General features: G+C 70.8%; 6 protein-coding genes. All 6 read right to left on the bottom strand.

Annotated elements, in window-relative coordinates; genetic code table 11:
- Positions 1–97: 97 nt before the first annotated feature.
- Genes G3I71_RS40540 through G3I71_RS40515 form a run of 6 tightly spaced genes read right to left on the bottom strand, consistent with a single transcriptional unit; the run spans position 98 to position 8,247 of the window.
- The gene (locus G3I71_RS40540; protein WP_164323115.1) at positions 98–817 is read right to left on the bottom strand and encodes an aminotransferase class IV; all 720 of its coding nucleotides are present in this window, start codon (positions 815–817) and stop codon (positions 98–100) included.
- A gap of 35 nt (positions 818–852) precedes the next feature.
- A complete protein-coding gene (locus G3I71_RS40535; RefSeq protein WP_164323112.1) occupies positions 853–2,085 on the bottom strand; it encodes an FAD-dependent monooxygenase in 1,233 nt (410 codons plus the stop codon).
- Complete coding sequence (locus tag G3I71_RS40530) at positions 2,082–3,668, bottom strand: class I adenylate-forming enzyme family protein (RefSeq protein ID WP_164323110.1); 1,587 nt, start codon at positions 3,666–3,668, stop codon at positions 2,082–2,084. Before G3I71_RS40530 ends, G3I71_RS40535 begins: the two co-directional genes overlap by 4 nt.
- A gap of 59 nt (positions 3,669–3,727) precedes the next feature.
- Positions 3,728–5,341 (bottom strand): benzoate-CoA ligase family protein, encoded by a 1,614-nt coding sequence (locus tag G3I71_RS40525; protein ID WP_203732639.1) that lies wholly within the window; start codon positions 5,339–5,341, stop codon positions 3,728–3,730.
- A complete protein-coding gene (pabB, locus tag G3I71_RS40520; protein ID WP_164323108.1) occupies positions 5,338–7,575 on the bottom strand; it encodes an aminodeoxychorismate synthase component I in 2,238 nt (745 codons plus the stop codon). Before pabB ends, G3I71_RS40525 begins: the two co-directional genes overlap by 4 nt.
- Before the next feature lie 36 nt (positions 7,576–7,611).
- Positions 7,612–8,247, bottom strand: coding sequence for an antibiotic biosynthesis monooxygenase (locus tag G3I71_RS40515; protein ID WP_164323106.1), 636 nt, complete (start codon positions 8,245–8,247; stop codon positions 7,612–7,614).
- Positions 8,248–8,424: the final 177 nt, after the last annotated feature.

The following is an 8,424-nucleotide window of genomic DNA, read 5'->3' as shown; positions in this document are numbered from 1 at the left end:
CCGGACCTGGCTGGCCATGCACTGGCACCGCTGGCGCACCCGCCACCAGACCCGAGCCCGAACCAGCCACTACCGCACCCGAACCGCCCGCGCTCACTCACCGTGAAACCACCGGCTGTAGTACTAGCCACACCTCGCGGCCGTCCAGGTCGGCGAGGGTGCGTTCACGGTGGGCGACGCGGACGCCGGTGCGCTGGGCGCGTTCCTGGATGAGGGCGACGGTGACTCCGGCCAGGACGGGGAGTTGTGGCGAGGGCAGGCACAGGGTGTCGTCCTCCCACCACAGGACGCTGGAGTGGATGCCCTCCAGGACCACGCCCGAGGGGGCGATCAGCACCGCCTCGTCCGCGCCCTCGGCGATCGCCCGTTGCCGTAGCCGGGCCAGGATGTCCAGGTCGGGGCCCTTGCGGCGGGGGACGGTACGCGGGTCGGACTGGCCGGCCGACCAGACCCGCACGCCGGTGCCGAGTGGTGGCGCGTGGCGGAGGAGGAGCCTCAACTCCCTTGATTCCGCGCCCAGTTCGACCCGGGGGAACCACTCCCCGGTGCGCGGCAGTGCGACGGTCATGTCCCGCCAGAAGTCCACCAGCTGGCGAAGCGAGGGTCCGCCGGAGTCGCCACAGGCCCGCAGGAAACGTTCCCGGTGGCGGCCGAGGCCGCGTACCCGGCCGTCGCGCAGCAGCCAGGAATCGGCGACCGCCAGTCGCTCACCGACCGTCGGCACGTAGCTCTGTGCGTCCGGCCCGGTCAGGCCCCGGCGCGGCGACCAAGCCAACAGCCCTTCGGTGGCTGTTGGTTGTGTTGCTGTTCGCGTCATCAAGTGCTCTTTCTTGCTTTTCCTTGATACCTCGGTCAGTACTTGCGGCCCGCCACCGCCGGTGCCCCGTTCCGGGGCCCGTACGGCGCGTGCTCCAGCCACGATCCGCACCACGGCAGCACCGGTGCGAGGGCCGCAGCCGCGCGCTGCTTGGCCCGGACGATCCGCCGCCGTGGCCGCAGATGGTCCAGCGCGTTGCCGGCGGCGGCGCTGTTGAACACGGCCGCGGCGTGCCGTACTTCGGCGAACTCCGCGACCGCTCCCACCAGCCCCGTCCTGGCCACCGCCGCGATCGCCTCGGCCGCAGCAGCCGCGTCCGCGATCCCGCTGTTCATCCCGCGGGCCCCGAACGGCGGGAACAGGTGCGCCGCTTCCCCGGCGAGCAGCACCCGCCGGTGCGAATCGGTGAACGCGTCCGCGACCTTGCGCAGGAAGCGGTACGTCGACACCCACAGGATCTGGGACCCGTACCCGGGTGCCTCCAGGACCGACGGCAGCCAGTCCCGTACGGCCTCCTCCGTGCCGTACGCCTCCTGCGAGTCGTCGTCGCGGCACTGGAGGTCGACCTGGAAGCCGCCGGTGAAGGGCACTCGCATCACGCTTCGGCCGCCCACGCCCGGGTGTTCGTAGTGGAAGACGCGCTCCAGGGGGAGTTCGGCGCCGGGGATGTCGGCGACGTCCACGACCACGTGGAACCCTTCCGAACGCGTGCCGTCCATGGTGATCCCCAACTCCGCGCGTACGGCGGAGCGGGCGCCGTCGGCGGCCACGACGTGCGTGCCGTGCCAGACGCCGCCGTCGGAGTCGGTGAGGGTGACCCCGGTCGGCGACGACCGGACGCCCGTCACCCGTACACCCCACGCGAACTCCACGCCGGCGTCCCGGCAGGCGGCCCGCAGCAGGCGCTCGGTGTCCACCTGGCGCAGGCTGGTGAAGGGCGGGGTGATCGCGGGCGACTTCGGCTGCTCGGGGAAGGTGCGGGAGTAGACCTCACGGCCCCGGTACAGCGTGCGCCGGGTGTGCCATGTCCGCCCGTACGACGCGAACTCGGCGGCCAGGCCCGGGCGCATCCCGTCCAGCAGGCGCAGGGTCTCGCGGTGCACGAACAGGGCGCGGCTGCCCGGTCGTTCACGGTCCTCGGGGTCCGCCTCCAGAACGACGACGGGCAGCCCGTGGGCGCGCAGACCGAGGGCGGCGGAGAGGCCTACGGGACCCGCGCCCACGACCAGTACCCGGTCGGTATCGGTATCGGTATCAGGGGGGTTCATGTGCGTGCGCCCTCGGCGAGCATGCGGGTGATCTCCACGCGCTTCACCTTCCACGTCGCCGTCATCGGCAGCTCCTCGAACCGCCACTGACGGGGCTCGGCCATCGTCGGCAGATCGGCGGTCGCCTGACGCCAGCGGTCCGGGTCCAGCGGCATCTCGTCCCGTACGCAGACCACGGGCACCGGCTCACGGTCGGCGCCCGGCACGATGACGACCTCGCGTAGCTCCTCCAGCCGGTCCATCAGCGTGTCCTCGACCTCCAGGTTGCTGTGCACGGAGTCGATCTGGTCGATCTCGCGGTCGATGAGGTACAGCGCGCCGAGCCTGCTCCGGTACCCCATGTCGCCCATCTGCCACCACCCGTCGCCGTCGAGCTGGCGCTGGTACTGCTCGCGCGCGCCGAGGTAGGTGAGGATGCGCCCGCGCGTACGGGCCTCGATGCGACCCGGTTTTCCGGGTGCGGCGGGCCTGCCGTTGTCGTCCGTGACCCGGACCCGGGTGAAGCCGGGTATCCCGATCCCGACCCGGCGGCCGTCCGCCTTCGCGACGCTGCGCCGGGTGAACCACTGGAACGCGACGGGCCCGGTCTCGCTCTGCCCGTACAGCTGGATCAGCCAGGCGTTACGGCGCTTCGAGGCACCCAGCAGCCGTCGTACGGTACGCGGGTGGATCGCGTCGAACGTCGACCCGTACGACCGTACGCGCGACAGGGGTTGACCCGGTGCGTCCGCCAACTCCTCCCACAGGACGAAGGTGTTGGGGTGGGTCTCGACGATGCCCGGGCGATGGCGGGCGAGCAGCGGGCCCACGGCGGCCGGGGTCGGGTCGGTGATCAGGAGCAGCGGGCTGCCGAAGTGCAGGAGCACGCCGAGGAGATGGTAGAAGCGCGAGTGCACGAACGACATGTGCAGCGCGGCCGTCTCACCGCGCGTGGGCCAGCCCATCGCCTGCTGCGGTACGAGACGGTTCCACATGGTGTTCGCGCAGTGCACGGCGAGCTTGGGGAGACCGGTGGTGCCCGAACTGTGGGTGATCAGGGCGGGTTCGCGGGGGTGGAGGCGGACGGCGGCGACGGGCTCGGCACCCGCGTACATCGCCAGCGGCTCGGCACCGGGCGCGTCGGCGCCGGCATCGGCGTTCACGGCGAGAGTCCGGCGTACGAGCGGGGAGAGGTCCAACTCGCTCAGCGGGCCGGTGAGTTTGGCGCTGTCGGTGAGCAGCCAGGGGCGGTGCAGGCGGGCCAGCAGCTGGCCGACGACCGGTCCGACGAGGCCGGGGGACAGCAGCACGGGGACCGCGCCGATCCGGGAGACGGCGCAGGTCAGCAGCACGATGTCGACGTTGTCCGTCTTGTGGACGACCACCTGCTCGGACGGTCGCACTCCGGCCGCCCACAGCTGGGCCGACAACTCCTCGACCAGATCGGCCAGTTGGGGATAGCTGAGGTTGACCCCGAGATCGGGGCCGACGTCCAGCGGCCGGTCCAGGGTGACGAAGACCGCTCCGTGCCGGTCGGCGGCCCGCCGGAAGACCGGGCCCAGATAGAAACCGCGGTCGGCGAGCAGGGGCTGCGGCTGTGGCATGCGCCCGTTCCCTTCTGAAGTACGGCAGGCAGTCGTGGAGGGTGTGGTGGCTGCGGGGGTCACCAGGCGCCCTGGCGGACCAGATGGCGGCGGAGCTTCCCGGTCGAGGTGCGGGGCAGTGACGGGACGAACCAGACGCTCCGGGGGACCTTGAAGGCGGCGAGCCGGGCGCGGGCCAGCTCGACGAGTTCGGTCTCCAGGCCCGCCCGGACCTGCCCGACCGGGACGACGAAGGCGCGCAGCCTGCTGAGGCCCCGCTCGTCCGTGAGAGCGGCCACGGCGACCTCCTTCACCGCCGGGTGGGTACGTAGTACGGCCTCCACCTCCAGCGGTGAGACCGTGATGCCGCCGACCATCTCCATGTCGTCGGCGCGGCCCAAATGCCGGTAGGAGCCGTCCGGTTCACGCACCGCCCGGTCCCGCGTGGCCAGCCAGCCGCCGACCAGTGAACGGGCGGTCTCCTCGGGCCGGTTGAGGTAGCCGCTCGTCACGGTGGGCCCACGCACCCAGAGTTCACCCTCGGCGCCCTCGTCGGCGTCGGACAACGGAAGCCCGGCGCGGTCGCGCAGCTCGACCTCGAAACCGGGGACGGGACGGCCGACCGTACCGGGGTGGTTGTGATCGAGGCTGTTGGCGCAGAAGGCGTGCCCGGCCTCTGTCGAGCCGATCTGCTCCAGCACCGGCGCTCCGAGCAGCTCGCCGACCTGCTGCCCGAGCCCGTCCGGCAGCCCCTCGCCGGCCGACACGGCGGCCCGTACGGAGGCGAAGCAGGCCTGGTGGCCGTTGCCCCGGTCGGCGACCAGGGCGGCGTAGGCGGACGGCACGGAGTAGAGAAGCGTCACCCGGTGCCGTGCCACGAGTTCGTCGACGGCGGCCGGGGCCGGACGCCGGTCCACCAGGACGGCCGACGAGCCGGAGAAGAGCGGGAAGACGAAGGCGTTGCCGAAGCCGTACGCGAAGTACAGCTTCGAGACCGAGAGAGTGACGTCGTCCTGGGTGATCCGCAGCAGGCGGTGCCCGATGAGGTCGTGGTAGGTCTTCGGGTCGCCGTGACAGTGCACAACTCCCTTGGGGCGCCCGGTGGTTCCGGACGTGTACTGCACGTACAGGGGCGTGTGCGCGTCCACCGGGTGGGCGCTGGTGGCCGGTTCGGCGGTGGGGGCGAGGGCGGCGAGCTGGTCGGCGCCCAGGAGAGGCCGCCCCGCGAAACGTCCCTCTCCTCCGTCGCCGTCCTCCAGGCCGGGACCGGTCACGCACAGCACGGCCTCGGCGTCCTCGGTCATGAACGCGTGGTCGGCGGACGGGAGTTCGGGGTTGACCAGGACGGCCACCGCACCGAGCCGGGCGGCGGCCAGGAAGACGGTCACCCAGGTGATGCCGTCGGGCAGCGCGAGGAGCACCCGGTCGCCGGCCCGCACCCCGTGCCGGGCGAGCACCGTCGCCGTACGGGCGGCCAGCTCGTGCACCTCGCCGTGCGTCCAGGAACGGTGCCCCTGACGGCTCTGGTGGAAGGCGGCCCGGCCGCTCCAGCCGCGCCGCTCGGCGAGGGCGGCGAGATGGGCGGCGAGGTTGCCGGGGGCATCGGCATCGGCATCGGCATCGGCGGGAGAGGGGGTGGGGGCGGACACGGGGGCAGAAGCCGGGGGAGCGGTGGTGGACGGGTGAGTCGTCATCGGGCGGCCTCCTCGGCGGCGGCCGACCAGGACGAGGGCTGCGGGAACTGCTCGTACTCCGGGTACTCCGGGTCCTCCTGGTGCTGCTGGTACTCCTCGTAGGCCCGCATCTGCGCGGCCGTCTTCAGCAGCATCTCGTCGTACTCCGCGACCGGGTCCGAGCCGAGGACGATCGCGCCGCCCGCGCCCAACTGCATCTCGCCGTCGGCGATCACGGCGGTCCGGATGACGATGCTGAGATCCGCGCCGCCGCTGCACCCCAGGTAGCCGAGGGCCCCGGAGTACACGCCACGGGCCTCGGTCTCCAGCGTGTCGATGATCTCCATCGTGCGGAGCTTGGGCGCGCCGGTCATGGAGCCGCCGGGGAAGCAGGCGCGTACCGCGTCCACCGAGTCGGTGCCCTCGCGCAGCCGTCCCTCGACGTAGGAGACGAGCTGGTGCACGGTGGCGTACGTCTCCGCGACCATGAGCCGGGAGACGCGTACCGTGCCGGTGCGGCAGACCTGGCCCAGGTCGTTGCGGAGCAGGTCGACGATCATCAGGTTCTCGGCGCGGGTCTTGTCGTCGGCGGCGAGCGAGTCCCGGAGGCGGTCGTCCTCCTCCGGGTCGTGTCCACGCGGGGCGGTGCCCTTGATGGGCCTGGCCTCGGCCATGCCGTCCCGGGTGATCCGCAGGAACCGCTCGGGGGAGGAGCCGGCCACCTCCAGGTCCCCGAACCGCAGGAAGGCCGCGTACGGTGCCGGGTTGACGCGACGCAGGACCCGGTAGTAGTCGTACGCGTCGGTCGGGGCGGGCAGCCGGGCCGCGTTGGTCAGGCAGACCTCGTAGCTAGTGCCGGCCGTCAACTCCCGTCGGCAGGCCGCGATGTCGGCGAGGTAGGTGGCCCGGTCGCGCACCAGCCACGGTTCCGCCGAGGCGGGGTCCGGGTCGGCGGCCGGTACGGGCAGCGGCGGCTGCTGACCGGACACGCAGGACAGTTGGGCCAGTGCGCTGTCGAGCCAGTCGGCGGCCTCCAGCGTGGCCTGCGGACTGTCCTCGGCCACGCAGACGGCGTACGTGTAGCCCTCCTGGTGGTCCACCGCGATCAGCCGGTCGGCGAACAGCCAGCAGGCGTCGGGGGTCTGGGCCTGGTGGACGCCTGGCGAGGCTCCGCAGTCGGCCTTCGTCTCGTACCCGAAGTAGCCGACGTAGCCGCCGGTGAAGTCGAAGGGCAGGCCGGTGGCGTCGACATGACGGTTCGTCAACTGCCGCTTCAGGTAGTCGAAGACGCTCGCCCTGACCTTGCGCGTCGGCCGACCGTCCCGCTCGATCTCACAGACGCCGCTCGTGACGTCGTACCGCACGAACTCGGCGAGCGGACCGGACCCGTCCCCGAAGAACGAGAACCGCGACCGCCCCTTCTCGACCTGCGAACTGTCCAGCCAGAACGCGCGCGACGAGTCGGCGTACATCCGGCCGAAGGCGGCCTCCGTGTCCACGGCGGTGGCGATCCGGCGGGTGTGCAGCCGGTGGGTGGGCCGCTGCTGCGGCGAGCGGCGCTGCGCGGGGATGCGGGCGGTACGGGGGATGAGTACCGGGGAGGAACGCTCGGGCATGGCCGCCGCGGTGCGGGTGACCGCGGTGTTCTTCGTACGGAGCTTGCGGGCGCGTTCCGCTGTGAGGTTGCGGAAGTTCATGAGCATGCGGCGCCCGTACTCGGTGAGGACCGACTCCGGGTGGAACTGCACTCCCCACAGGGGGCGCGTACGGTGCCGCAGGCCCATCAGGACGCCGTCCTCGGCCCAGGCGGTGGCCTCAAGGGTGTCGGGGAGCGGCTCGCGCACGGAGAGGGAGTGGTAGCGCACGGCGGTGAAGTTCTGCGGCAGCCCCTTGAAGAGGTCCCGCTCGTCGTGCCGGATCGTGGAGAGATGCCCGTGACGGGGCTCGGGGGCGGGCACGATCCCACCGCTCTCGCCGAGCGCGATGCCCTGGTGACCGAGGCAGACGCCGAGTACGGGTATCCGCGACTCGGCGAGTACACGTGCGCTGATCCCGAAGTCGCGGGGGGCGGCGGGGTGCCCGGGTCCGGGGGAGACGACCACGTTCTCGAACTTGTCGAATTCCAGCAGACTGTCGACTCTGCTGGTCAGCGTGTCGTTGCGGATCACCGTGGGCTCTTCGCCGTTGACCTCCGCGATCAGCTGGAACAGGTTGTACGTGTACGAGTCATAATTGTCGATGAGCAGGGTCTTCACCCGCGCCCACCTCCCTTGCATCGTTCATGTCGCCGTTCATGCGGTTCGCCTTTTGTGCCGTCCACGAAGTGCCTGGAGCGGCGGGTAGAGCCATTTCTTGAAGAAACGCTGAAGACGCGGCATGAGAATCCAGGTGACGAGTGCCGTCACGGCCAGACACAGCAGTAGAGTGCGAATGAGCGCATTTACGCCACCGAGGAACGGAAGAATGGTCAGATTGAATATGAGCACAGGCGGAAAAACCGCGCTCATATTCACGAACCACAGCTTCCATTTGTCCGGCGGGCGCGGTGGAGCGGCCGGTGCCGGGGTGGTGGCCTGAGTGTCCGTCTGGGATTCGAACCACACCTTGGAGCCCTGGACGGTACGGCGCCCGGCCTCCCGGGCGAGCCCTTCCGCCCTGGCCGCCCACTGCGCCCAACTGGCGGAGTTCTCCCAGGCCAGGGCCGTACTCTCACTGTCGAAGCGGTAGACCACATGCCACTCCGCCTCTCCGTCGACAAGCACTCCACCCCCCAGGAAACCAGGCTCACGCGCCCTCGCACGCAGCACGGCCCACCCCCAGGAGTGGAACTCGGTCTCGCGGCCCGGGATCACTTGATACGCCACCGTCACGGTGACGGGATTCCTGGTCACACTGTCGTATACGCAGCAAGAACCGATCACGCTCAAATCTTCAACGAAGATTTTCGAAACCTCCGCGAGGATGTCCGGAAGGTTACTTTTTATCGGCTTTTAGGTCGGCTTGCCGTGCTCTTTCGAGTGATACCCGGGGTAACTTTTCTGGAATTCAGGAAAGGGCTTGCCCGGAGGAGCGGGAAAGCTGCACGATCGCCATTCGATCGTCGT

The organism is Streptomyces sp. SID12501 (assembly GCF_010550245.1).
Classification (GTDB): Bacteria; Actinomycetota; Actinomycetes; order Streptomycetales; family Streptomycetaceae; genus Streptomyces.
The sequence above is the reverse complement of the archived record's forward strand: the minus strand, read 5'-3'. Positions and strand labels throughout refer to the sequence as shown.